Below are 23,438 nucleotides of genomic sequence, written 5' to 3'. Positions count from 1 at the left end.
GGTCTCATGTGCCTGTCCCCCGTCCTGGGGCCTGCCGCCAGGACGCCTCGGCCTCGGCTCCTTCGGGGACGCCGAGCACCGCACAGCTCAACCAGTGCTCGCCTGCCGGGAGTTGACCGGTCAGCATGGGCAGGGTCGTGCGGCGGGCGAGGACGTTGGTGCCGGGCAGGCAGTCGACGACCTCGCCCTCGCGCGAGCCGTCGAGGTCCCGTATGCCGGACAGGCCCACGGGTGCGCAGGCACGGGCGTAGCCGGTGCCTGCCGCGCGGTCGACCTCCGCGTCGCGGTCGACGGCGAAGGCGCCCTCGGCCGTGTGCAGCGCACGCGCGGTCCGGATGCGGTGCCTGCGCACGTGCCACGGGGGCGCGGCGGTCAGCCAGGTGGTGATCTCGACGTCGGGCCAGGGCCGCCAGGTGCTGCGCACCGTGTCGGCCGTGGTCTCGGGGTCGAGGGGTTCCTCGCGAACACGGTAGTGCGCGCCGCCGTCGTCGCTGAGCGCGAGCATCGAGTCGTACGCGCCCTGCTCCAGGCCGAGCGTCCCGTTCGGCAGGCTGAAGCCGAAGCGCGAGGAGTAGGCGAACTTGGCGTATTTCGCGGCACCTTGCCGTACCCAGGCGTGGTGCTGGCGCCCGGCAAGCAGCGTCACGTCACCGCCGGTGCGCATCAGGATCGCGCCGGGGTGCGGCTGGGCGCTGACGGCCGGCAGTTCGGGGGCCGGTTCCTCCGGGGCGGTCCAGAAGGGGTGGTCGGCGGGCAGCGCCAGCGGCAGGAATGCCTTCAGGGACCAGTAGGGCGAGCCCGGTGCGTTGTACTGCTCGGCCAGCGCGGGCTGCGGATACCCGTACCCGATGGACAGCAGTCCGTCGGGGCCGGTCACCGGACGCCCCTGCCACCATCGCAGATGCCGTAGGAGAAGGCCCTTGACCTCGCCCCACGGCAGCGCATCCACCCCTGCGAAGGGCAGCGCGCCCCAGAACGCGGCCTGCGCCCAGCGGTAGGTGAGGCTGCGTCCGTACGGGACGGCGGCCCCGTCGTCGGCGAACCAGTGCCGGAAGTCGTGCGCGAAACGGGCCGCCCGCTCACGGAACCGGTCGCCGTTCTCGGCGAGTTGGGCGTACAGCAGGCCGTAGAAGTGCATCGCCCAGGGCACGTAGTAGTCGCGGCGTTCGGTCGGTCCGTCGGAGTACCAGCCGTCGCCGAGCCAGAAGGTCTCGAGGCGTTCCAGGCGGGTACGGATCGCCGAGTGGTCGTGGGGCACACCCACCCGGTGCAGACCGAGGCCGATCAGCACCGGGAAGAAGTGCCAGTTGTTGTCAGCGGTTTCGCGGGGCAGGGCGCTCAGCAGCCAGCGGGCCAGTCGGTCGCGCTCGCGGCCGGTGAGCGGGTCCCAGAACGCCTCGGGCGCCAGGGCGAGGGCGAAGCCGATCGCGGCCATCTCGACGATCCGCTGGTCGTGGTCGCCCGGCTCGCCCCAGTACTCGGGGTGGTCGGGGTCGCTGCCGGAGGCCAGTCCGCGCACCCAGAGGTCTGCGTGCGGGACTTCGCCCTTGCCCGCGGCGAGCGGGGCCAGACCCCACAAAGGGCGAGCGAAGGACTCCAGTTCGGCGGCTGTGTCGTCGTGGATGGCGGTGTTGACGCCGAGCCGTACCCGCGCCCGCCCGGCGCTGAAGTGCGGCACGACCGGGGCCACCAACTGCCCTAATTCCTCTTGCAGTTGATCCCTCATCAGCCCTTCTCCGCCCCGGCCAGCAGGCCCGTCCGCAGGAAACGTTGCGCCAGCACGAAGCCGACGAGCAGTGGTGCGCAGGCGACCAGGCCGGCGAGTGCGGCCTCCGGCTGGTGGATGTCGAGGTCGGCGAAGCCGCTGGAGTTGTTGACCGCGCCGGTGGACTGGAGGAGGGACATCAGGCCGAGTTGGAGGGTGAAGGTGCGGTCGTCGGAGAGCATGACGAAGGGGAGGAAGAAGTCGGTCCAGCAGCGCACGAAGCCGAAGAAGGCGATCAGCGCGATCGCCGGGCGGGCCAGGGGCACCGCCACCGACCAGAAGAGCCGCAACTCGCCTGCGCCGTCGACGCGTCCGGCATCCAGGAGACTGTCGGGGAGGTTGGCCTGGAAGTGGAGGAAGGCGAGGTAGACGCCGAACGGGTAGAAGGACAGCGGCAGGATGACCGCCCAGACCGTGCCGGTGAGGTCGACCGCCGACATCTCCAGGTAGAGGGGCAGGACGAGTGCGGCCGGGGGCAGGATCATCGTGACGACGGAGAGGGTGAGCAGGGCGCGGCGGCCCGCGAAGTCGTGCTTGGCGAGGACGTAGCCCGCGGGGACGCACAACACCAGGGCCAGGACGACGCTGGCACCCGCGTAGATCACGGAGTTCCCGATCCACAGAGTGATCTCTCCGTCGTTGTACGACATCAGGTGCGACCAGGCGTCACCGACGTTGCCGAGCGCGCCGAAGCCGAGCGGGGAGCCGGTCGTCAGGTCGTCGGCGGTGCGGGTCGGCGCCAGGAGCAGCCAGAGCAGGGGCAGTCCGAAGAAGGCGGCGGCCCCGAGCAGGAAGACGGCACGGGCACCGCGGGAGACAACAGTCATCGGCTCACTCACCGGGTGGCGTACATATGGGTGCGGGTGATCACGATCCAGGCGGCCAGCAGGCCGACCGCGAGCATGGCCAGCGACAGCGCGGCGGCCTTGCCGAAGTCGCCGTCCTGGGTGGCGTAGACGTAGGCGAGTTGGTTGACGGACCAGGTGGGGCTGATCTGGCCGGGGGCGCCGGTGCCGAGCACGGTGGGTTCGACGAAGACCTGGCTGCCGGAGGCGAAACTGGAGATCAGCACGAAGGCGACGTACGTGCGGACCATGGGCAGCTTGACGTGCCACATGGTGCGCCAGGCCGAGGCACCGTCGACCTGGGCCGCCTCCAGGACGTCCCTGGGGAGCGCGGTGAGTGCCCCGTACAGGACGACGATCCAGCCGCCCGCGTGCACCGCGACGCCCATCACGGCGAGGACGGCGATGAGGCTGCCACCGGAGAGCGCGTCGGTGGCGCTGTGTACGTCCATCAGTCTCAGCAACGGTCCGAACGGGCTGTTGTCCGGGCTGACCATGAACAGCCACAGCAGGGCCGCGGCGGATCCGGTGACTGCGCCCGGGAGGTAGTAGACGAGTTGGAAGGCGCTCGTCGTCCTGCCTGGCCGGGCGTGCAGGGTGAAGGCCAGCGAGAGGACGGTCAGGAGCAGGACCGGGAGCCAGAGCAGAAGGTAGAGGGTGACGTTCTGGGCGGCCTGGCCGAGCCGGTAGTCGTCGAAGACCGCCGTCCAGTTGCGTCCGCCGGAGAAGGAGCCGTCGTGGACGAAGGAGGTCCACAGGGCGTATCCGGCGGGTGCGACACCGAAGACCGCGAGGAACAGGGTGTAGGGGCCGATGAGGATCCATACGGCCGTGGTGCGGCCCCGGCGTCCGCGACGCCGGGGTGGGGCCGGCGGTGCTTTCGCCTTCGCCGGCGGGCGGACGGGCGTGAGCGTCATGGTCCGACCGTGTAGTCGCTGGTCCTGGCGGCCGCGTCGAGCTTGTCCTGCCAACTTGCCAGCGCCTTCGGGAGGTTGCCGCCGGAGTCGGCCGCCTTGCCGACGGTGTCGTTGAAGCTCGCCTGCCAGTCGGCCTCGAAGCGGACGGCGCCGAAGCCGGGGCGCAGGGCGTTCGCCGCGGAGGTGAGCGCGGGCATCGGGTCGGAGGCGTAGTAGCCGTCCTTGGACTTGGCCTCGCCCCACGTCTTCGCGGCCGCGGTGAACGCGGGGTAAGTCGGCTGTTTGGCCTGCAGGGTGACATCGGTGGTCATCCAACGCACCAGGTCCACCGCTTCCTTCGTACGGGCGCCCGCGTGGGCGGAGACGAGGAGGGCGCCGCCGCCGACCTGACCGGCGTAGGACTTGGTCTCACCGGGCCAGGTGGGCATGGGGGCCGCGGTGATCCGGCCCTTGGGGACCTTGAAGGCGGGCCCGAACATGAAGTCGCCGAACCAGGCCGGGCCCGGCAGCATCAGGATCTTGTTCTCCTTGCCCAGCTTGGCGAAAGCGGGGTCGGTGGGGACGACGGTCGTGACCGCCTTGGCCTTGGCCATCGGCTGGAGGAGGTCGGCCACTCGGGTGCAACTCGGCTGGCTGAGGTCGATGTGCACCTTGGTGAGGCTGAGCGTGTCGCGGGTGGGGCAGCCACTGCTGCCGAAGTAGGTGCCCGCGCCGTACTTGCCGTTGACGGCGCCGACGATGGTGCCGGGATGGTCCTTGGCGGCCTTCAGGCCGACCTGCCGGTAGTCGGCCCAGGTCTTGGGGACCTCGTAGCCGTACTGCTTCATGAGCTTGGCGTCGTACCAAAGGACCGTCGGCGCGATGTCGTTGCGCAGGCAGTACGTCCTGCCGCCGAAGGTGCAGGTGTCCAGGGAGCCGGGGGTGAAGCCGTCGCGGACGGACTTGGGGACGAGGTCTTCGAGCGGGGCCGCGTAGCCGAACTTGTCGCTCGCGAGAGTCGCCGCCTCGGCCGGGTTGGTCAGGAAGGCGACGTCGGGCCAGCCGCTCTTGGTGCGGTTGGCGAGGGAGACCTTGGTGGGGACGTAGCCCGCGTCGGGCGGGATGGTGACGATGCGCATCTTCACGTCGGGGTGCGCCTTCTTGTACTGCTGGGCGGCCGGCGTACGGGTGTTGTCCACCCACACCAGCAACTCACCCTTGCCACCGCCCGAGTCGGTGCTCCCTCCCCCGGTGCCGCCGCAGCCCGCAAGTAACAGCGCCGCGGTGGCGGTCGCCAGGGGGGCGGTGCGCCAACTCCGGCCCGGACGCCATCTCCTCATCGAGAACCACCTGCCACCTCTACGCCGGAGGGTTGGATTGCGATAGTTTTCGCAATCTGCGACCGCTCCGGAAACGTAGGAGATTCATCCGATGACGTCAACGGTTCGGACAGGATCCGGCGAAGCCAGGAGGCGCACGCTGGCCGAAATCGCCGAGGAGGCAGGCGTTTCGGTCTCCACCATCTCCAAGGTGCTTCACGACAGGTCAGATGTATCGGCCGGGACCAGGGCCAAAGTGCAGCGCCTGCTGGAGAAGCACGGCTATCTGGCGAGGCGGCGGCCGACGGCCACCGCGGCACCGCCCGGCGGTCTGATCGACCTGGTCATCAACGAGTTGGACAGCCCCTGGGCGGTGGAGCTGATCCGTGGCGCGGAGGACGTGCTGCACGAGGCAGGCATGGGGCTGGTCGTCTCGGCGACGCACGGGCGGCAGAAGCGGGCACGCCAGTGGCTCGACTCGCTGGCCACGCGTCCCACGCGCGGCGCGATCCTGGTCGTCCCCGAACTCACCCCGGAGCAGCAGGCGGATCTCGCCGGGCTCGGGATCCCGTACGCCCTCGTCGCCCCGATCGACGAGCCCGCGCCCGGCATTCACTGGGTGGGCGCGACCAACTGGCCCGGCGGACTCGCCGCGACCCGTCACCTGATCGAGCTCGGCCACCGGCGTATCGCCGTCATCAGCGGCCCGGAGCGCCGGCTGACCTCACGCGCCCGGGTGGACGGCTACCGTTCGGCGCTGACGGAGGCCGGACTCCCCTTCGACCCGTCCCTGGTGCGCTACGGCGACTTCACGCACGGTCTCGCGTATCAACACGCCCTGGATCTGCTGGTGTTGGACGACCGTCCGACGGCGATCTTCGCCGGGAGTGATCACCAGGCGTTGGGCACCTACCGTGCGGCGGCCGAGCTGGGGCTGCGCATCCCGCACGACGTCAGCGTGGTCGGCTTCGACGACCTGCCGTTCGCGGACTGGGTGACGCCTCGGCTGACGACCATGCGCACGCCCATCGCCGACATGACCGCGCTCGCGGCCCGTATGGTGCTGCGGCTCCTGGCGGGGCAGGAGCCGGAGACGACGCGGGTGGAGGTGGCCACGGAGCTGGTGGTGCGGGAGAGCAGCGGGCCGCCCGCGCGCTGACTCACGCCTGCGTGAGGAACAGCTCCACGACCGGCACGAGTACGTCGGGGCGGGTGACCGGAAGCGTGAGGGTCAGCGTGTCGGCGGCCTGGGGCAACGGGTCGAGGTGGGCGTGCGGTTGTGGAGTGCTGTCGAGGACGCCGAGCTCGACCTCGCTGCCGTCGCCCAGGAGTTGGGCGTACTCCACCCGGCCGGCCAGCCCCGGCAGGTGGACGTGCCGGAACGGCCAGGCGAAGAGGTGCAGATAGAGGCGATTGCCGCGGCGGGTGTAGACGCCGTGGGCCGGCGGCTCGAACGCAGCCGGGCCCGCGCCGTGAACGGCACGCGCGTGCAGTCGCATCCAGTTCGCGATGGCGTCGAGGGTGGTGCGGGCGCGGGGCTCGAGGTTCCCGCGGCCGTCGGGACCCACGTTGAGGATCATGTTGCCGTTGTTCGCCACCGACTGGACGAGCATGCGCACCAGGTCGCCGGGGTCCTTGAACTCCAGGTTGTCGCGGTGGTAGCCCCATGAGCCGTTGAGGGTCTGGCACGCCTCCCACATGACCTGGACGCCGTCCTCGGTGAGCGGGCGGTCCGGCTGGTACTGCTCGGGGGTGACGTAGTCGCCCGGGATGCCCAGGCGGTTGTTGACGACGATGCCGGGCTGGAGGGCTCGGGTCAGCGCCAGGAGCTGGGCCGAGTCCCAGTCCTCCGGGCCCTTGCCGGGCATCCCGCCGCGCTTCCAGGGAAACGTGAAGTCATAGAACATCAGGTCCACTTGGCCGTACGAGGTGAGCAGCTCCTTGACCTGGGCGTGCAGGTAGGCGCGGTATCTGCCCATGTCACGGCCGGAGTTGAGGGCGGCGACGTCCGGTGTGTTGCGCAGCGGGTGGACGCCGTCGATGACGTAGTCGGGATGGTGCCAGTCGAGGAGCGAGTGGTAGAAGCCGACCTTCAGGCCCTCGGCTCGGAACGCGGCGACGAACTCGGCGACCAGGTCGCGGCCGCAGACGCGGGCCGACGTGTAGTCCGTGACCGCCGAGTCCCACAGACAGAAGCCGTCGTGGTGCTTGGTGGTCAGTACGGCGTAGCGCATGCCGGCGGCGCGCGCCGTACGGGCGAGGTCGGCCGCGTCGAACAGGTCGGGCTCGAAGTGGTCGACGTACTTCTGGTACTCGGCGTCCCCGATCTCCTCGTAGCTGCGCACCCATTCGTGCCGTGCGGCCATGCTGTAGACGCCGAAGTGGACGAAGAGGCCGAACCTCGCCTCCCGCATCCAGCCGGTCGCCGCGGGGATGTCCTGTGGCTCCGTCAAACCATTGCCTCCGATAAAGCGACTGGGGGCCATTCTTCCCCTTGCACCGTGCAGCATTAAACACCTTGCCGACTTACGAACCTGGTTCGTTTGTTTTCTGGGACGAGGTTCGTTTATCGCGAATTTCCGCTCACTTCTTGACGTCCAGCGTTTTTCGTCCACACAATGCCGCATCCGAGACGGGAGGTCAGCCGTGCGGCTCAGGCGTTGCTTCCGAACCGGTCCGGCAGCGGTGGTCGTGGTGATGAGTCTGGCGCTCACCGCCTGCCAGGACAGTGGTTCGGCGAATTCGGGCAATGGCTCGATGATGATCAACTATGCGTCCGGAAAAACCGTGCTGCAGCGCAATTTCAATCCTCTGACCAGCACCGGCGACGCATCTCCGGGAACCAGGATCTACATGTACCAGTCGCTCATGGGCGTGAACGTCCTCAAGGGCGGCGAATTCGAACCGTGGCTCGCCTCGGCGCAGAAACTGTCGCCGGACGGCCGCACGCTGACCGTGGACATCGACAAGAAGGCCACTTGGAGCGACGGGAAACCGGTCACCGCCAAGGACGCGGTGTTCACCTTCCAACTGGTGAAGAAGACACCCGCGCTCAATTCCTCCGGAGTTTCCTTCACCTCCGTGGCCGCGCAGGGCGAGAAGACGGTCGTGTTTCGTTTCGACAAGCCCGCCTTCACCCAGGTCGCCTCGATTCTCCAGCAGTACATCGTTCCGGAGAAATACTGGACGGGGAAGAATCCGGTCACCTTCACCAATCCCGACCCGGTGGGCAGCGGCCCGTACACCCTGAAGCGGTTCGACCCGCAGCAGATCACGCTGGGGCTGCGCGGCGACTACTGGCGCAGCAGGATCCAGGTGAAGCAGGTCCGGCTGCCCGTCGTGAACTCCGCCACCGAGATCTCCCAACTGACCAGCGGTCAGGAGGACTTGAGCGGCGGTGCCATACCCAACCTGGAGAAGCAGTACGTCGACAAGAACCCGGCGAAGAACGGCTACTTCTACCCGACATACGGATCGCTGATCCTGGTCTTCAACCATGACCGCGGCGCGCTGAAGGACGTCCATGTCCGCAAGGCGGTCGAGTCGGCGATCGACCGCAGGCAGCTAATCCAGCTCGTCACCCAGCTGGGCGCCACCCCGATCAGCCAGACCGGCCTGGACGCGGCGACGCAGGGCAAGTGGCTCGACCCCGCGTACAAGGACGCCGTGCAGACAGACCTCGCCGCGGCCAAGTCCGAGCTCCGGCAGGCCGGTTACACCATCAGCGGCGGCAAGGCGGTGAAGGGCGGCAAGCAGCTCACGCTCAACTACATCGAGGTCGCCGACTTCGCCGACTCGGTGCAGCGGGCCCGGATCATCGCCGACCAGCTCGGCAAGATCGGCATCAAGGTGAACGTGCAGCCGCTGGCCAGCGGCACCTACACGGACACCCGGGCGAAGGGCGACTTCGATCTCGCCGCCTACGGACTCGCGTACGGCGCCGTGCCGTGGCAGATCTACAACCCCCTGCTGAACAGCCAGTTCGCCGGCACCGCGAACGGCGGCAAGGCGCAGACGAACAACTACCTGCGCTGGCGCGACAAATCCACCGACGGCCTGCTCAACCAGCTTGCGAACTCGGGCGACGAGCAGACCCAGATCGACCTCACCCGCAAGCTGGAGAAGATCATCGTCGACCAGGTGCCGTTCGTGACGCTGTCGAACATCACCGCCGGCTGCGCGTGGAGCGCCCGCAACTGGACCGGTTTCCCCAGCAAGAGCGACCCGTACGACATCTGCGCGCCCTGGAACGGCGGACCGGCGTTCGAGAACGTGCTCGCACATCTGAAGCCGGTGAAGTGATGACCGTGTTCGGTGAAATACCTTCCGAGTCCCACGAGTTCGCCCGGTGACGGCGACGACGTTGCCGGTCGGTGAGGCTCGGTCCTCGGCGTCTCGTCGCCGGCGCGGCGGCCGGGCCCGGGTCCTGCTGCGCCGCCTCGGCTTCTATCTCGGCACCGCTGCCGTGGCCATCACCCTGAACTTCGTCATCCCCCGGCTCATGCCGGGGGATCCGGCCTCCGTCATCCTCAACAAACTGGCCCAGCGCTCGCAGGTCACCCCGACGACCGAGAGGTCCATCAGGGCGCTGTTCGGTGTCCCCGACCAGAACCTGTGGCAGCAGTACCTGCACTACCTCTCCCAGCTCGCCCACCTCGACTTCGGTGTCTCCACCGCGTACTTCCCGCAGCCGGTCAGCGAGATGATCTCGCAGGGCCTGCCGTGGACGCTGGGCCTGGTGAGCCTGACGACCGTCCTCGCGTTCCTGATCGGCACGGGCCTCGGGATCATCTCGGGTGCCCGCCCCGGCAGTCGCCTGGACAGCGTGATGGCCCCGCTCGCGACCTTCCTCGGTTCGATGCCGTACTTCTGGGTCGCCACCATGCTGCTGCTTCTGCTGTCGGTCAGCCTGCCGGTCTTCCCCTCCCAGAACGGCTACGACCTCAACCTCGAACCGGGCCTCAACCTCACCTTCATCAGCAGCGTGATCGCGCACGGTTTCCTGCCCGCCGCGACGATCATCGTGTCCTCGGTCGGCGGCTGGCTGCTCGGCATGCGCAACATGATGATCACCACCGTGGCCGAGGACTACGTCAGCCTCGCCGAGGCCAAGGGGCTCGGCCGGTGGCGGATCCTGCTCGCGTACGCGGCCCGCAACGCGATGCTGCCTCAGGTGGCGGGCCTGGCCATCTCCATCGGCACGGTCGTCGGCGGCTCGCTGCTCGCGGAGGCGGTCTTCGCCTACCCGGGCATCGGCTACCTCTTCTACCAGGCGGTCGTGAACCTCGACTATCCGCTGATGCAGGCCCTGTTCCTGATCATCTCGCTCTCCGTGCTGGTGGCGAACTTCATCGCCGACTCCGTCTACGTCCTGCTCGACCCGCGCACCCGGGAGGACGCATGACGCTCACCGCCCCGCTCACTCCCACGGCCGGCCGGCTGACCTGGCGCACCGCGCTGCGCAAGCTGATCCCCTCCAACGGGAAGGCCCGCGCCGGACTCGCGATCATCGGCGTGTACGTCCTGGTGGCCGCCGCCGGCCCGTGGATCGTGCAGTCCCTGATGGGCCTCTCCCCCACCGAACTCACCGGCGCGGTCCTCCAACCCCCGTCCTCCGGCCACCCGTTGGGCACCACCCAGGACGGCACCGACGTCCTCGCCCAACTCGTCGTCGGCACCCGGACGTCGCTGCTCGTGGGCGCGCTCGCAGCCGTCGTCTCCACCACGCTGTCGGTGGCCGTCGGGCTGATCGGCGGCTACTACGGCGGCACGCTCGACTCCGTCCTCGGCGCCCTCACCAACGTCTTCCTCGTCCTGCCCGGGCTGCCGCTGGTCATCATCCTCGCCGGGTATCTGCGCGGCCGGGGCGGCCCGTTCGCCGTGGCGCTGGTCATCGGGCTGACCGGCTGGGCCTGGGGCGCCCGCTCGAAACGCGTCCAGACCCTGTCCCTGCGCAACAGGGACTTCGTCGTGGGCGCCCGGCTGCTCGGCGAAAGCAATCTGCGGATCATGCTGGTCGAGGTGCTGCCCAACCTGCTGCCGGTGATCTCGGCGACCCTGATGCTCTCGCTCGTCACCTCCATCCTCGCCGTCTCCGGCCTGGACTTCCTGGGCATCGGCGACATCAACACCGTCAGCTGGGGCACCATGCTCTACTTCGCCCAGCAGCGGCAGGCGATGGTCTCCGGAGCGTGGTGGTGGTTCGTGCCGCCCGGGGTCGCGATCACCGTGCTCGGCGCCGCCGCCGGACTCGTCAACTTCGGCATCGACGAACTGACCAATCCACGGCTTCGGGACGCCCGGCGCAAGGGGGCACGGTGAACACGGAAGACCTGCTGCTGGACGTGCGCGACCTGAGCGTCGACTACGGCTCGGCGACCGAACCCCTGCCTGCCGTGTCCGGGGTGTCCCTGCAACTGCACCGCGGCGAGATCCTCGGCATCGCCGGCGAGAGCGGCAGCGGCAAGACGACTCTGATCAACGCTCTCCTACGGCTGTTGCGCCCACCCGCGGTCGTCCGGTCGGGCAGCGCGACGCTCCACCCGGCCTCGGGCGACCCCGTGGACCTGCTCCACGCCGACCCCCGCGCACTGCGCAGGACACGCTGGGAGCACACGGCCGTCGTCTTCCAGAGCGCGATGAACGCCCTCAATCCGGTGTCCAGGCTCAGCGCCCAGTTCATCGACGTACTGCGCGCGCACCGCCGTATGCCCAAGTCCCGGGCCCGGGAACGCGCCACGCACATGCTCCAGCTCGTCGGCATCCCCGCCACCCGTCTCGACAGCTATCCGCACGAGTTGTCCGGCGGGATGCGCCAACGGGCCACCATCGCCCTGGCCTTGGTGTGCGAGCCGGACCTGCTGGTGATGGACGAGCCGACGACGGCCGTGGACGTGGTGATGCAGCGGCAGATCCTGCGCCAAGTGATCATGCTGCAGCGGGAGTTGGGCTTCTCCGTCGTCTTCATCACGCACGACCTCTCCCTGCTCCTCGAGATCGCCGACCGGATCGCGGTGATGTACGGCGGGCGGATCGTGGAGAGCGGACCGGCCGGGGATCTGTACCGGGACCCGAAGCACCCGTACACCCGCGGACTGCGCGACTCGTTCCCGCCGCTGCGCGGGCCGATGCATCGCCTGAACGGCATCCCCGGCAATCCACCCGACCTGCGCGCCCTTCCGCCTGGCTGTGCCTTCGAGCCGCGCTGCCCGTACTCGACGGCGGAGTGCGGGGCAGCACCTCCGGAGTTGATCGAAAACGGCGCCGCCCGCGCGGTGGCCTGCATCCACGCCGACGAGCTGCCCGCGCCGACCGCTGGAGGGCGAGTATGACCGACGAGCAGGTCCCGGCCCCGGTGCAGGACGCGGCGGACGTCGCATCGGAAGCGACGGACGTCGTACTGGAGGCGGTCGGCGTCACCGTCCACTACCCGGTGCACCGCGCCCGAGGCGAGACCGTGCACGCGCTGGAGAACGCCTCGCTGCGCCTGCGTCCCGGCCGCACCGTCGCGCTGGTCGGCGAGAGCGGCAGCGGCAAGTCCACCTTCGCCCGCACGCTCGCCCTCGCCCAGGAACCCACCGGCGGCACCATCCTGCTGAACGGCAAACCGGCCTCGGCAAGGGGCCGCCGGGCTCGTCGTGGCTACGCCCGCCGGGTGCAGATGGTGCTGCAGGACCCGTTCGGCTCCCTCAACCCCCTGCACCGCGTGCGGTACTTGCTCGAACGGCCGCTGCGGCTGCACGGGTCCGTGACCGACCGCGACGATCTGGAGCAGCGCCTTCGCGCCCTGCTGGAACGCGTACGGCTCACCCCGCCCGAGCGCTTCCTGGAGGCCTTCCCGCATCAGCTCTCCGGCGGGCAGCGGCAGCGCGTCGCGATCGCCCGCGCGCTCGCCGTCGAACCCGAAGTGCTGCTCGGCGACGAGCTGGTGAGCATGCTGGACGTCTCCATCCGCCTGGAGATCCTCAATCTTCTCGCCACCCTCCGCGACGAGGAACGCCTGGCCATGCTCTACATCACGCACGACATCGCCGGCGCTCGCTACTTCGCCGACGAGATCGCGGTGATGTACGCCGGCGAGATCGTCGAGTACGGCACCGCGGAGGACGTCACCCAGACCCCGGCGCATCCCTACACCCGGCTGCTGCTGGACTCGACGCCGGATCCGGACCGGATGGAGTTCCTGGCGGGACGGGCGAGCCGGGACGACGGTACGACGCCGGAGTCCGCCGAGGACGACTACGGCGAACCCCCGGACCTGGTCCACCCGCCGTCCGGCTGCCGCTTCCACCCCCGCTGCCCCCTCGCCCGGCCCGCATGCAGCACCGAGCCACCCCCACGTGTCGATGTGACGGAACGTCACTGGGCGCACTGTGTACTGCTGTTGGAGCCGGACGAGGACACCTATGGCCGTACGACGACTCCGGAGATGACCCCGTGACCACGCTCCCCGGTGATCTCGTCGAGGCCGCGAGCCGCTGCCTCGTCGTCGGATTCGACGGAACAGCGCCTCCCGGCGAACTGAAGCGGCTGGCCGACAGCGGACTCGGCGGCATCATCCTGCACACCCGTAACGTCGCCGGGCGCACTCAACTGCGCGAGCTCACCGACGAGTTGCGCTCACTGCGCACCGGCCTGCTGGTCACCGTCGACCAGGAAGGCGGCGGCATCAGCCACCTGGCCGGGGCCGGAGCGCCTCAGACCCCGGGCGCCTGGGCGCTCGGCGTTGCCGACGACACCACGCTGACCGCCGCCGTCGCGGGCTCGCTCGCCCGGCATCTGGCCTTGTGCGGAGTGGCCGTGAGCTTCGCTCCGGTGGCCGACCTGCATCGGCTCGCCGCGAACCCCATCGTGCGTACACGGGCGTTCGGCGCCGACCCCGGCCTCGCCGCCCGGCACGTCACAGCCTGGATCGAGGCCACGCTGGCGGCCGGCGTCGCCCCGTGCGCCAAGCACTTTCCGGGTCATGGCTCGACCGCCGTGGACAGTCACCTGGGTGTCGCCGTCGACGCGAGGGACGCGCAAGTCCTGCGGGAGATCGACCTGTTCCCGTTCCGGGCCGCCATCACCGCGGGCGTCCCACTCGTCATGACGGCGCACGTCGTCTACCCGGCGCTCGACGCCGCCGCTCCCGCCACTCTCAGCCGCCGTGTCCTCACCGACCTCCTGCGCACCGAACTCGGCTTCCAGGGCGTCATCGTGACCGACGCCCTGGAGATGAAGGCGATCGCCGACGGGGTGGGCGAGGCGGCCGGTGCCGTCGACGCGATCGCTGCGGGAGCCGATCTGCTGATCATCGCCCGCCCGGATCCGGAACTGTGGCTGCGCTGCCGGGACGCCCTGCTCGACGCGATGGCGAGCGGCAGGCTGGACCCGGCCCGAGTTGTCGAAGCTGCCGGCCGCGTGGACGCCCTGGCCGGCCGGTTCGCGCAGCCGCCGGTGGTGAGCGGCGGGCGTGCTCCTGAGGACATCGGGTTGCTCGCAGCCCGGCGGGCCATCCGCTGGAAGCCACTGCCCGGGCCCGTCCTCGATCCCTTCGTCGTCGACCTGCACCGCCGCCCCAACCCCGCGCTGGAATGGGCCCGTTCCGACCTCGTCTCGGTCCTGCGCGAGGTCGTCCCGGGCACCGAGGGCGTAGTGGCCGCACAGGGCCCCGTGGACGTGGCCGGCATCCTGCGGCGCGCCCAGGGGCGACCGCTGCTGATCGCCACCGAGGACCCGGACCTGCACCCCTGGCAGGCCGAGGCCCGTGCGGCCCTGCTCGACGGGCGCCCGGACGCACTCCTCGTCGCCACCGGGATGCCGGACGCGGAGACCGAGGCGGCGGACGGGCTGTGTGCGTACGGGCGGGGTCGGGCCAATCTGCGGGCCGTTGCCGAGGCGCTGCTGTGACCGTGCGCCGTCAGGCTGTCGGCAGAGGGGTCCCGTTGCCGGATTCGGTGAGTGCCGCGTCGATCGCCAGACGATACAGACTTGTCGGCCTCCCCTTCCCATGAGTCTGTGCGCACCCCTCGGCGGTGACCAGACCGTGTGCGTGCAGCTTGCGGACCAGACGGCGGCCGCTGGGGTCGGTGATGGCCATGGCGTCGGCCAACTCGCGTGGCGTGACGGCCCGTCCGGCGAGGTCCTGCTCGATCGCGGCGAGCCTTGACAACGTTGCCGGACTGAGCCCGACGGTGCGCGCGAGCTCACGGATACGGTCGCCCGGCTCGCGAGAGGACTGGGCCTGCGGCTGCCCGCCCGGCCCCATCGGCCCGATGACCAGACCGCTGTCCTCCATCAGATAGCCGCACGCCCGGTGCTCCGACTCCGCGCGGACGGCGGCCCGTTCGGCGAGGACCACCGAGGTGCGGGCCGACGGTCCCACGCCGAAGCCGGCCGACACCTTCACATCCAATGCCTCCTGGGCCTGCTGCAGCACCGGCACGACGAGCCAGTTGCGGGTGAGGCTCTCGAACAAGGTACGGCGCCCGAGCACCACCACCCCGCGTCGGCCACGGTTCTCGATCCATGCGTCCGTGAACTCGGGTGTGGCCCGCAGCAGATGCAGCAGCCCCATCCGGCCGCGCTCCAAGTCAGCGGAGTTTCCGAGCCTGTTGACGCAGAAGACACCGGCGGCGAACCCGGCGGCACCCACCCGCTCGGACCGGATGCGCAACACCAGCTCGTGCAGTTCCGAGCGGATACTGGACGGCGTGGGCGAGCCGTTCAGCACCCGCAGGGTGCCGCGCAGCTGCCGCAGCACCGCGGTCCGAGCGGTGATGACATACCCGTCGCCGTCCTGGAGCGACCGCCGGTGGAAGGCGCAGATCTCCTCGACGTGCTGATCGTCGGCATACGGCAGACAACCGACCCTGGTCCGGTCGAGATGCACCGCCTCCGTGACCTCGGAGACCACCTCCTGGGCGAAGGTGTCGATGCTGACCGGAACCGGGGGCCAGCCGCGGGCCTGCGCCTGCGACAAGGCCAGGGCCAGGTCGAGGGCGGAGCTGCGGATGACGGCGACGGGAAGGTTGCGGGCGAGGACGTCACGGCAGGCGCGGTACGGGACGGCGCCCACCAGCAGTCCGTCCAGGGCATGGCCGTCGACGAGCCGCCGCACGCGGGGCAGGATCTCCTGCTCGTGCCCGTAGGTCACCCACTTCAGCGAGATCCCGGACAGCGGCTCGACGGCCTCCTCGAAGACCCCGCGTCGGCTTGCGTGAACGACGACTCCGATCGACAGACTCACGGCGTACCACCCGTTCACTAGGCCGACGGCTCATCGGTAGCAGGTCGCCACCCCCGGCCGCCAGGGGCACGCGATCCCGGCGAAGCCGCCGTTGGCCACGACATCGACGCTCAACTCGTCGCCGCCGCGCAGCACTTGCCGGTCCTGGACGAGACCGTCGGCGCCGTCCCGGATCGTCTCCACCAGCCACCGTCCCGCACCGAGCGACAGGGGCACCGCCGCCGTACGGGCATCCCCGGCGTAGACCCCGCCCAGGAACCAGCGGTCGCCGCTGCGACGGGCGAGGACCGCCTCCTGGCCGGGCTGTCCGGCGAGCAGCCGGGTGTCGTCCCAGGCGGCGGGCACCTGGTCGAAGAAGGCCCGGGCGAGCGGCCGGGCGTCGTACGACGCGGGGGTGCCGGCGAACATCTGCAGGCCCGACTCGTAGGCGACCGTCAGGCCCACCTCGGCGGCGTCCGAGTTGGGGCGCAGGCCCACGCGCTGGAAGGCGCCGGGCGTGAAGTCCATGGAGCCGATGACGTTGCGGGTGAAGGGCAGGGTGGTGAGGTGGGCGGCGGTGTTGGTGCGCTTCTCCTCGCCGCCGACGCCCTCCATAGTCATGACCTGCGGCCAGGTGCGCTGGATGCCCTTGGGGATCGTCGAGCCGTGGAAGTCGACCATGAGGTGGTGGGCGGCCGTGTCCTTGAGGATGGCGTCGTACCACTGGAGCATGGGCTGCGCCTCGGAGTTCATGAAGTCGATCTTTACGCCCTTGACTCCCCAGCGCTCCAGGGTGGGCAGCCACTGGGCGCGTTCCTCGGGTGTGTCGAGGTCGCGCTGGTGGATCCAGACGATGATGCCGACGCCCCTGGCCCGTGCGTAGTCGGTGAGTTGGGGCATCCAGCTGTTGGTCTGCCAGTCGGGGTCGGTGGTGTCCCACTCGTCGGTCTTGAAGTACCAGCCGGCGTCGACGGCTTCGTACGGCCAGTGCCGGGCCGCGGCGTAGTCGACGTAGGCCTTCTGCGCAGCGAGGCTCTGACCGGCTTCCCTGCCGCCGGCGAGCCAGGTCCACAGGACCGTGCCGGGGCGGATCCAGGAGGTGTCGGTGACCTTGGAGGCGGGGGCGAGGTCGTCGGTGAAGGTGGAGCGGGTGACGGTGGCCAGGTCGCCGGTGACCATGGCCCGCCAGGGCGTGGCGAGGGCGCCGTCGGTGTGGACCCGGTCGTCGGCGAGCTTGATCCGGTAGGTGCCGCTGCCCTGGTCGTGGGCGAGCCGCGCGCCGGAGTAGCTGCCGGTGAGGTCCGACTCGGCGAGCAGGGTGTAGCCGCCGTCGGTCGCGAAGAGCGCCTGGTCCGAGTAGTCGCCGGTGGGGGCGCTCGCGGCGGTGTACCGGGCGAACTGGCCCTCGTTGTCGACCCGGTAGGTGCCGAGCCACGCGCTCGCGTCCGACGGCAGGTTGAACGCCGACTTCTCGCCGAGCACGTCGCCGTGCCCCGCGGGCAGGACGTACCGGTAGGCGACGCCGTCGGCGGAGGCGCGGACGACGAGGTCGAGCCGGGCGCCCGCCGGGGTGGCGAAGGACAGACGGGTCTCGTTCATGAGGGCACGGCGTTCCAGCCGTTTGCCGGACTTGGTCCGGTAGCGCTCGTCGACCAGGCGGTCCTTGCGGTGCAGGAAGCGCAAGTCCGTGGAGAGGTCGGCCTGTTCGGTGACGATGCCGACGGGCGAAGGCTCGATGACCGTACGGCCGCCGCGGGACACCGACAGGCTCAGCGTGCCGGTCGTGCCGTCGAGGGCGACCTGGGCGCGAGGTGCGCCCGCCGCTGTCGCGCGTTCCGGGCCGGACACCGCCCAGAGCTGCTCGTGGGAATCCGTGCCGCGGTCGGCCCGCGCGGGCGCCGTCGTGCACAGTGTGGCCGCGAGTCCGGCGCAGAGCGCAGCAACCACGGTTCTGATCGGTACCGCCATGAAGAAGCCCTCCCGTATCGAAAGCGGAGCCGGGCCATACATCGGGTGTATCGATGAACCTAGGCACGCTTCGTGTCCCTGTCAACGACACGGATGCACCCAACTACCTTGACTCCTCCGATGTCTTGGGGTTGCCTGCGTTGGCGCACGAACGCCCTGCACCCCTTCGCCGGAGAGGACACGCCTTGAACAGAAGATCTCTCTTACGGGCCGGAGCCGGTCTGCTGACCGGTGGCGCCGCGCTCGCCCTCCCGCCCGTCCCGCTCGCCGTCGCGGCCGCCGACCCGACCGACGGATGGACGCAGACCTCGTTCACGTACAGCTGGCACAAACCCTGGAACCTCGACCTCGCCGACCGGCACAGCTACAGCGGCGGTGTCCACCGGATGTGGGTGTACGCCAGCGATGAGCCGTTCCAGGAGGGCAGCTCCACCGACCCGCGCACCGAGATGCGCTGGAAGGTCGACTACACCACGGGCGACCACATGTGGGACGCGGACGTCTACCTTCCCTCCGGCACGGACGGCGCCTCCTTCGTGCAGATCCTGCGTGGCGTCCATCCCTCGGGCACCCCCGCCACCGACATCATGCTGAACATCTACGACACGAACGGCGGCACCGTGCGGCGCTACGACGGCACGGTGCTGAAAACCGGCGCCTACGACAGCTGGTTCAACGTGAAGATCGCCCACCAGGCGAGCAGCGGCACCGGGACCGTCAGGGTGTACCTGGACGACTCCCTGGTCCTGACCGTCGACGACCGGGGCCCTGCCACGCGTTACTTCAAGAACGGCGTGTACAACCACGGTTCCGGCCGCGCGGAGGCCCGCTTCCGCAACATCCGCTACTGGACGCGCTGACCGGACCGCGCGCACGGCCGACCGGCACCCGGGCGGGAACCCTCGTCCGCCGGTGGACGTTTTCCGGACGACCCCACCGGGGCCGGACGACGACACCAGGGCGGCGGAATGAGCGAGTTGGTCCCCGGGGGCAACATGCCTCTTCCCGGCGGCGCGGTGACCGTCCGGGTGCCCGGCCCCTTCGACGTCTCCGCGCTCGTCACGGACGACGGGGGCAAGGTCCGGGGCGACGCCGACTTCGTGTTCTACAACCAGCCGTCCGCACCGGGAGTCCGTCTCGACGGCGACGCGCTCACCGTCGACCCACCGAGGCTGCGCCCAGGTGCCACGCGGGTCACGGTGGTCGTCAGCGCGGCCGAGCCCGGCACTCCCCTGGGCCGCCTCCCCGCCCCCACGCTCCATGTCACCGCCCCTGGCGGCGGCTCCCTCGCCCGGTTCGCCCCGCCGCACCCACGGCAGGAGACGGTGCTGCTGCTCGCGGAGATCTACCGGCGGGGCGGCGGCTGGAAGCTGCGGGCGCTGGGGCAGGGGTACGCGGACGGACTCGCCGGTATCGCGCGGGACTTCGGCGTCGATGTCGTCGACGACGGAGCGGCGAGCGCGGCGTCGCCGGCCCTCGCAGCCGGACCCGCGCCCCCGCTCCGGCGGGCATCCACGGCACCGCAATCCCCTGCGGGTGCAGCCGCAAGCCGGCCTCCGTCGCCGCGTCTCTCGCCCTCGCCCGACCCGGACGGTTTCCTCGGCCTGGTCAACTCCGCCCGGGCGGCGGCCGGTTCACCACCCGTCTCCCTCGACGCACGCCTCGCGACCGCTGCCCGCGCGCATGCCGCCGCGATGGCCGCCTCAGGACGCCTGGGTGTCGAGGGCCGGGACGGCGTCTCCGTCTACCAGCGGATCACGGCGGCCGGATACACGTACGTCACGGTCGGCGAGCATCTGGTCTCGGGGCCCCGCACCCCCGCCGAGTTCGTCGAATACTGCCTCAGCGACGAGCCGCCCCGACGCACCCTGCAGGAACCGGGCTTCACACACGCCGGACTGGCCTGGTCCGACGGCGCGGGCGACATCTACTGGACCGCACTGTGGGCCAGACCGCTCACCCCCGGCGACCTGGCCCGTACGGCGGCCGAGGTCGTCGACCTCACCAACCGGGAGCGCGCCCGCGCCGGTCTGCGCCCCCTGGCCGCCGACCCCCACCTCACCACCGCGGCGCAGGCGCACAGCGCGGACATGGTGGCCCGTGCCTTCTACTCCCACACCTCGCCCGAGGGCAGTCAGCCCTGGGACCGGGCGGCCGCGGCCGGCGCGAGACGCCGCTCGATCGGCGAGAACATCGCATGCGGCCAGCGCTCCCCCGCCGAAGTGGTGGACGGCTGGATGAACAGTCCCGGCCATCGCGCCAACATCCTCAAGGCCGACTTCACGCACATCGGGATCGGATTCGAGGGCGGCGGTCAACGAGGCACGTACTGGACGCAGTTGTTCGGCGCCTGACCACCGAAACCGTCCCACGCCGCGATCTTGGCGGAACGAGATCTTCCGGGACAAGATGCGCGCATGAAGGGTTCCCTCTTTTCCAGTGAGCACATGGTCCAGCCGGCCACACAGGCGGGCATGACCGTCGAGAACGCCAAATGCATCAAGTACGCGGTGAACGGCGAGATGCTCGCCCGCCAGGGCGCGATGGTCGCCTACCGCGGCAACCTCCAGTTCGAGCGCAAGGGCCAGGGCGTGGGCGGCATGCTCAAGCGCGCGGTCACCGGGGAGGGGCTGCCCCTGATGACGGTGCGCGGCCAGGGCGAGGCCTGGTTCGCGCACGAGGCGCAGAACTGTTTCGTGGTGGACGTCGACCCCGGCGACGAGTTCACCGTCAACGGCCGCAACGTCCTGTGTTTCGACGCCTCGTTGTCGTACCGGATCGCGACGGTCAAGGGCGCGGGCATCGCCGGCGGCGGCCTGTTCAACAGCGTGTTCACCGGCCAGGGCAGGCTGGGTCTGGTGTGCGAGGGCAATCCACTGGTCATTCCGGTCTCGCCACAGTTCCCGGTGTACGTCGACACGGACGCGGTGGTCGGCTGGACGGCCGGTCTGCAGACCTCGCTGCACCGTTCGCAGTCCATAGGCTCGATGCTGCGTGGCGGCTCCGGCGAGGCGGTGCAGCTGATGCTGCAGGGCGACGGCTACGTCGTCGTACGACCGAGTGAGGCGACCCCGCAGAAGGCCCAGCAGCACTGAGACCTCCCGCAGTGATCTGCGCCTCACGGGCAACCTCCGCGGAGCGGACCACGTCTTGACCAATATCAGGTGATGCCCCGGCCCCTGGGCCGGGGCACATTTTTCGACGCTCTATACACGGCATGTATACGCACTGTGTATACATGCCGTGTATAAGGAACGAAAGGGATCCATGTACGGCAAGGCATTCGCCCCGGAGTACCAGGGCGCCCTCACCACCCTGTCGGTGAACTCCTCGCTGACCGACGTACTGGCCGCCGGAACCAGGGAGTTGAGGGCCGCCGAGCGGGCGGGGCGGCACGGGGAGGTGGCGCGTTCCGGGCTCGCGGTCGCCGAGGCGCATCGCCGGCTGGGGCAGGTCGGCGACGCCGACCGGGCATGGAAGGCGAGCTACCGGGCGGCACGGGCGGCCGGGGACACGGCGGCGATGGCCTGGGCGCTGTGGAGCGGCGGCACCCTGGCCCGGCAGCGGGGCGCCTTCCCGCTGGCCTGGCGGCTGCTGAGGCTCGCGGCCGAGCTCGGCGAACTGGGCGGCGACGTCGTCGTCCGCGGCTATTCGCTCGCGGGCCTCGCCGAGACCGGCCGGATCCAGGGCGACTACCAGGCGGTCGCCCGGCTGCACGAGAAGCTGCTGGCCGAGGCCCGTCGGCGCGGGGAGGCACGGCACACGGTGTGGGCGCTGGAGGGCATCGCGCAGATCCACCGCAACACCGGCGCGTACGACACGGCGTACGCCCTGTTCGAGGAGGCGGCCGACATAGCGGCGCGCGCCGAGGACCGGCGCGGCCACGCGTGGGCGCTGCGCGGGCTCGCCGACATCGTGTCCGTGCGGGACGGCGATGTGGAGCGGGCGCTCGGGCTGCTGTCGGAGGCGGAGTCGACGTGCCGTGCGATGAAGCTGTCGAGCGCGCTGGCCTACAACCACAAGATGCGCGGCAACGTCCTGTACCGGGCGGGGCGTTATGCCGAGGCGCAAGAGCTGTACGAGCTGGCACTGACGGAGTTCCGCGCCATGAGCGAGCCGCGCGGGGAGGCGCTCTCCCGGCTCGGGTTGGCCAAGTCGTTGGCCAGGCTGGGCCGCGACCGCTCCGAGACGGCTGCGGAACTCGCATATCTGGCCTATGAACTGGAACGGATCGGGCTGCGACACGCCCGGGAGATGGTGGCCCGGGCCCAGGAAGAGTTCGGCGTCGAGGCGGAGGTCGTACGGTGACGGCCCTTCCCTCGGTGCTGCGGGCACCGGCCGATGCTCCCCAAGTCCTCGCCCGCTGCCGTGAGTTGGTGCGGCCCGCGCTGGTGGAGGCGGTCGGGCGGATGCATCCGTGGATGGCTGAGATGGCCGGGTACTCGTTCGGCTGGTGCGAGGTGGGCGGGGCGCCCGCCGTCGCGTCCGGCGGCAAGGGGGTGCGGCAGGCGCTGGCCGTGCTCGGGGCGGAGGCTGCGGGCGCGCCCGGGCGGGCCGGGGTGCCGGCGGCGGTCGCGGTGGAACTGGTGCACACCTTCTCACTGCTGCACGACGACATCATGGACGGCGACCCGGCCCGGCGAGGCCGCCCCACCGTGTGGAAGGCGTACGGCACCGGGCCCGCGGTCCTCGCGGGTGACGCGCTGTTCGCGCTGGCCGTGGAGACCCTCGCGGCCACGGCAGCCGGGCCGCAGGCCGTGCGGGTGCTGTCGGTGGCGCTGAGCGACCTGGTGCGCGGACAGGCGGACGACCTGCTGTTCGCCTCGCGCCCCTGGACGGGGCCGCAGCGGGTGCGGCCGGACGAGTACCGGGCGATGGCCGAGCACAAGACGGGCGCCCTGCTGGGCTGCGCGGCGGCACTCGGCGCCCTGCTCGGCGGCGCGGAACCATCGGCGGTCACCGCCCTCGACCGTGCCGGGCGGCACCTGGGGGTCGCCTTCCAGGTCGTCGACGACGTACTCGGCATCTGGGGCGATCCCTCGGTCACCGGGAAGCCGGTCCACGGTGATCTGCGGGAGCGGAAGAAGACGTTCCCGGTCCTGGCCGCGCTCGGCTCCGAGGCGCCCGGGGCGCAGCGGCTCGCCGCGCTGCTGGAGACCGGCGGGGACCCCGGGGAGGCGGCCGCGCTGATCGATGCGCTCGGCGGCCGGTCGGCAGCGCTGACGGAGGCTCGCGGTCATGTCGCCGCCGTGGAGAAGGCCCTGGCCGACATGGCCTTGGACGGGCGGGCCGCGGACGAGCTGCGGTCCCTGCTGGACTTCCTGGTGCAGCGGGATCTCTGAGGAGGCGCCGGGCACCGGCCCGAACCCGAAACAGTTTGACCTGCGTAACCTTCCGAGTAAGGGTGCAAGCGGTGCGGAATGTCGCCCCGCGCCG

19 protein-coding genes are annotated in these 23,438 nt (G+C 70.5%); 12 read left to right on the top strand and 7 right to left on the bottom strand.

The features are described from left to right. Positions 1–4 precede the first annotated feature (4 nt). The 4 genes from ABZ880_RS15090 to ABZ880_RS15075 are packed head-to-tail and all read right to left on the bottom strand — an operon-like array spanning position 5 to position 4,846. The gene (locus ABZ880_RS15090; RefSeq protein ID WP_361261655.1) at positions 5–1,726 is read right to left on the bottom strand and encodes a DUF2264 domain-containing protein; all 1,722 of its coding nucleotides are present in this window, start codon (positions 1,724–1,726) and stop codon (positions 5–7) included. After that, on the bottom strand, positions 1,726–2,592 hold the full coding sequence (locus ABZ880_RS15085; RefSeq protein ID WP_361261652.1) for a carbohydrate ABC transporter permease: 867 nt from the start codon (positions 2,590–2,592) through the stop codon (positions 1,726–1,728). The genes ABZ880_RS15090 and ABZ880_RS15085 overlap by 1 nt, the downstream gene beginning before the upstream one ends. A gap of 8 nt (positions 2,593–2,600) precedes the next feature. Next, entirely contained in the window at positions 2,601–3,527 is a 927-nt protein-coding gene (locus ABZ880_RS15080; protein WP_361261650.1) for a sugar ABC transporter permease, read from the bottom strand. Further along, complete coding sequence (locus ABZ880_RS15075) at positions 3,524–4,846, bottom strand: extracellular solute-binding protein (RefSeq protein ID WP_361261647.1); 1,323 nt, start codon at positions 4,844–4,846, stop codon at positions 3,524–3,526. The genes ABZ880_RS15080 and ABZ880_RS15075 overlap by 4 nt, the downstream gene beginning before the upstream one ends. 91 nt (positions 4,847–4,937) lie before the next feature. Here ABZ880_RS15075 and ABZ880_RS15070 point away from each other — a divergent pair, with 91 nt between their 5' ends. After that, on the top strand, positions 4,938–5,984 hold the full coding sequence (locus ABZ880_RS15070; protein WP_361261644.1) for a LacI family DNA-binding transcriptional regulator: 1,047 nt from the start codon (positions 4,938–4,940) through the stop codon (positions 5,982–5,984). A 1-nt stretch (position 5,985) separates the two neighbouring features. Here the strand turns inward: ABZ880_RS15070 and ABZ880_RS15065 are convergent, their stop codons facing one another. Further along, positions 5,986–7,278, bottom strand: coding sequence for an alpha-L-fucosidase (locus ABZ880_RS15065; RefSeq protein ID WP_361261641.1), 1,293 nt, complete (start codon positions 7,276–7,278; stop codon positions 5,986–5,988). Between the two features lie 244 nt (positions 7,279–7,522). On the opposite strand from ABZ880_RS15065, the gene ABZ880_RS15060 reads away from it, so the two are divergent. From ABZ880_RS15060 to ABZ880_RS15035, 6 genes are all read left to right on the top strand, one after another. Then, complete coding sequence (locus tag ABZ880_RS15060) at positions 7,523–9,127, top strand: ABC transporter substrate-binding protein (protein ID WP_361261638.1); 1,605 nt, start codon at positions 7,523–7,525, stop codon at positions 9,125–9,127. 124 nt (positions 9,128–9,251) lie between these two features. Further along, positions 9,252–10,229, top strand: coding sequence for an ABC transporter permease (locus ABZ880_RS15055; RefSeq protein ID WP_361261845.1), 978 nt, complete (start codon positions 9,252–9,254; stop codon positions 10,227–10,229). Beyond that, entirely contained in the window at positions 10,226–11,146 is a 921-nt protein-coding gene (locus ABZ880_RS15050) for an ABC transporter permease (RefSeq protein WP_361261635.1), read from the top strand. The genes ABZ880_RS15055 and ABZ880_RS15050 overlap by 4 nt, the downstream gene beginning before the upstream one ends. After that, on the top strand, positions 11,143–12,156 hold the full coding sequence (locus tag ABZ880_RS15045) for an ABC transporter ATP-binding protein (protein WP_361261632.1): 1,014 nt from the start codon (positions 11,143–11,145) through the stop codon (positions 12,154–12,156). Before ABZ880_RS15050 ends, ABZ880_RS15045 begins: the two co-directional genes overlap by 4 nt. Then, positions 12,153–13,265: an ABC transporter ATP-binding protein gene (locus ABZ880_RS15040; protein WP_361261629.1), complete on the top strand. Its 1,113-nt coding sequence runs from the start codon at positions 12,153–12,155 to the stop codon at positions 13,263–13,265. The genes ABZ880_RS15045 and ABZ880_RS15040 overlap by 4 nt, the downstream gene beginning before the upstream one ends. Continuing rightward, complete coding sequence (locus tag ABZ880_RS15035; protein WP_361261626.1) at positions 13,262–14,716, top strand: glycoside hydrolase family 3 N-terminal domain-containing protein; 1,455 nt, start codon at positions 13,262–13,264, stop codon at positions 14,714–14,716. Before ABZ880_RS15040 ends, ABZ880_RS15035 begins: the two co-directional genes overlap by 4 nt. 10 nt (positions 14,717–14,726) lie before the next feature. On the opposite strand, the gene ABZ880_RS15030 is transcribed toward ABZ880_RS15035, so the two are convergent. Beyond that, on the bottom strand, positions 14,727–16,055 hold the full coding sequence (locus ABZ880_RS15030; RefSeq protein WP_361261623.1) for a helix-turn-helix domain-containing protein: 1,329 nt from the start codon (positions 16,053–16,055) through the stop codon (positions 14,727–14,729). 30 nt (positions 16,056–16,085) lie between these two features. Next, a complete protein-coding gene (locus tag ABZ880_RS15025) occupies positions 16,086–18,002 on the bottom strand; it encodes a glycoside hydrolase family 97 catalytic domain-containing protein (protein WP_361261620.1) in 1,917 nt (638 codons plus the stop codon). Between the two features lie 185 nt (positions 18,003–18,187). On the opposite strand from ABZ880_RS15025, the gene ABZ880_RS15020 reads away from it, so the two are divergent. From ABZ880_RS15020 to ABZ880_RS15000, 5 genes are all read left to right on the top strand, one after another. Beyond that, the gene (locus ABZ880_RS15020; protein WP_361261617.1) at positions 18,188–18,862 is read left to right on the top strand and encodes a polysaccharide lyase family 7 protein; all 675 of its coding nucleotides are present in this window, start codon (positions 18,188–18,190) and stop codon (positions 18,860–18,862) included. Between the two features lie 108 nt (positions 18,863–18,970). Beyond that, positions 18,971–20,356, top strand: coding sequence for a CAP domain-containing protein (locus tag ABZ880_RS15015; RefSeq protein WP_361261614.1), 1,386 nt, complete (start codon positions 18,971–18,973; stop codon positions 20,354–20,356). A gap of 63 nt (positions 20,357–20,419) precedes the next feature. Continuing rightward, positions 20,420–21,097: an AIM24 family protein gene (locus ABZ880_RS15010; protein ID WP_361261611.1), complete on the top strand. Its 678-nt coding sequence runs from the start codon at positions 20,420–20,422 to the stop codon at positions 21,095–21,097. A 172-nt stretch (positions 21,098–21,269) separates the two neighbouring features. Then, complete coding sequence (locus tag ABZ880_RS15005) at positions 21,270–22,310, top strand: tetratricopeptide repeat protein (protein ID WP_361261608.1); 1,041 nt, start codon at positions 21,270–21,272, stop codon at positions 22,308–22,310. Beyond that, entirely contained in the window at positions 22,307–23,344 is a 1,038-nt protein-coding gene (locus tag ABZ880_RS15000) for a polyprenyl synthetase family protein (RefSeq protein WP_361261605.1), read from the top strand. The genes ABZ880_RS15005 and ABZ880_RS15000 overlap by 4 nt, the downstream gene beginning before the upstream one ends. Positions 23,345–23,438 lie beyond the last annotated feature (94 nt).

The sequence above is a fragment of the Streptomyces sp. NPDC047043 genome (genome assembly GCF_040644055.1).
In the GTDB taxonomy this organism is placed as follows: domain Bacteria; phylum Actinomycetota; class Actinomycetes; order Streptomycetales; family Streptomycetaceae; genus Streptomyces.
This window is presented reverse-complemented; position numbering and strand designations above follow the sequence as displayed.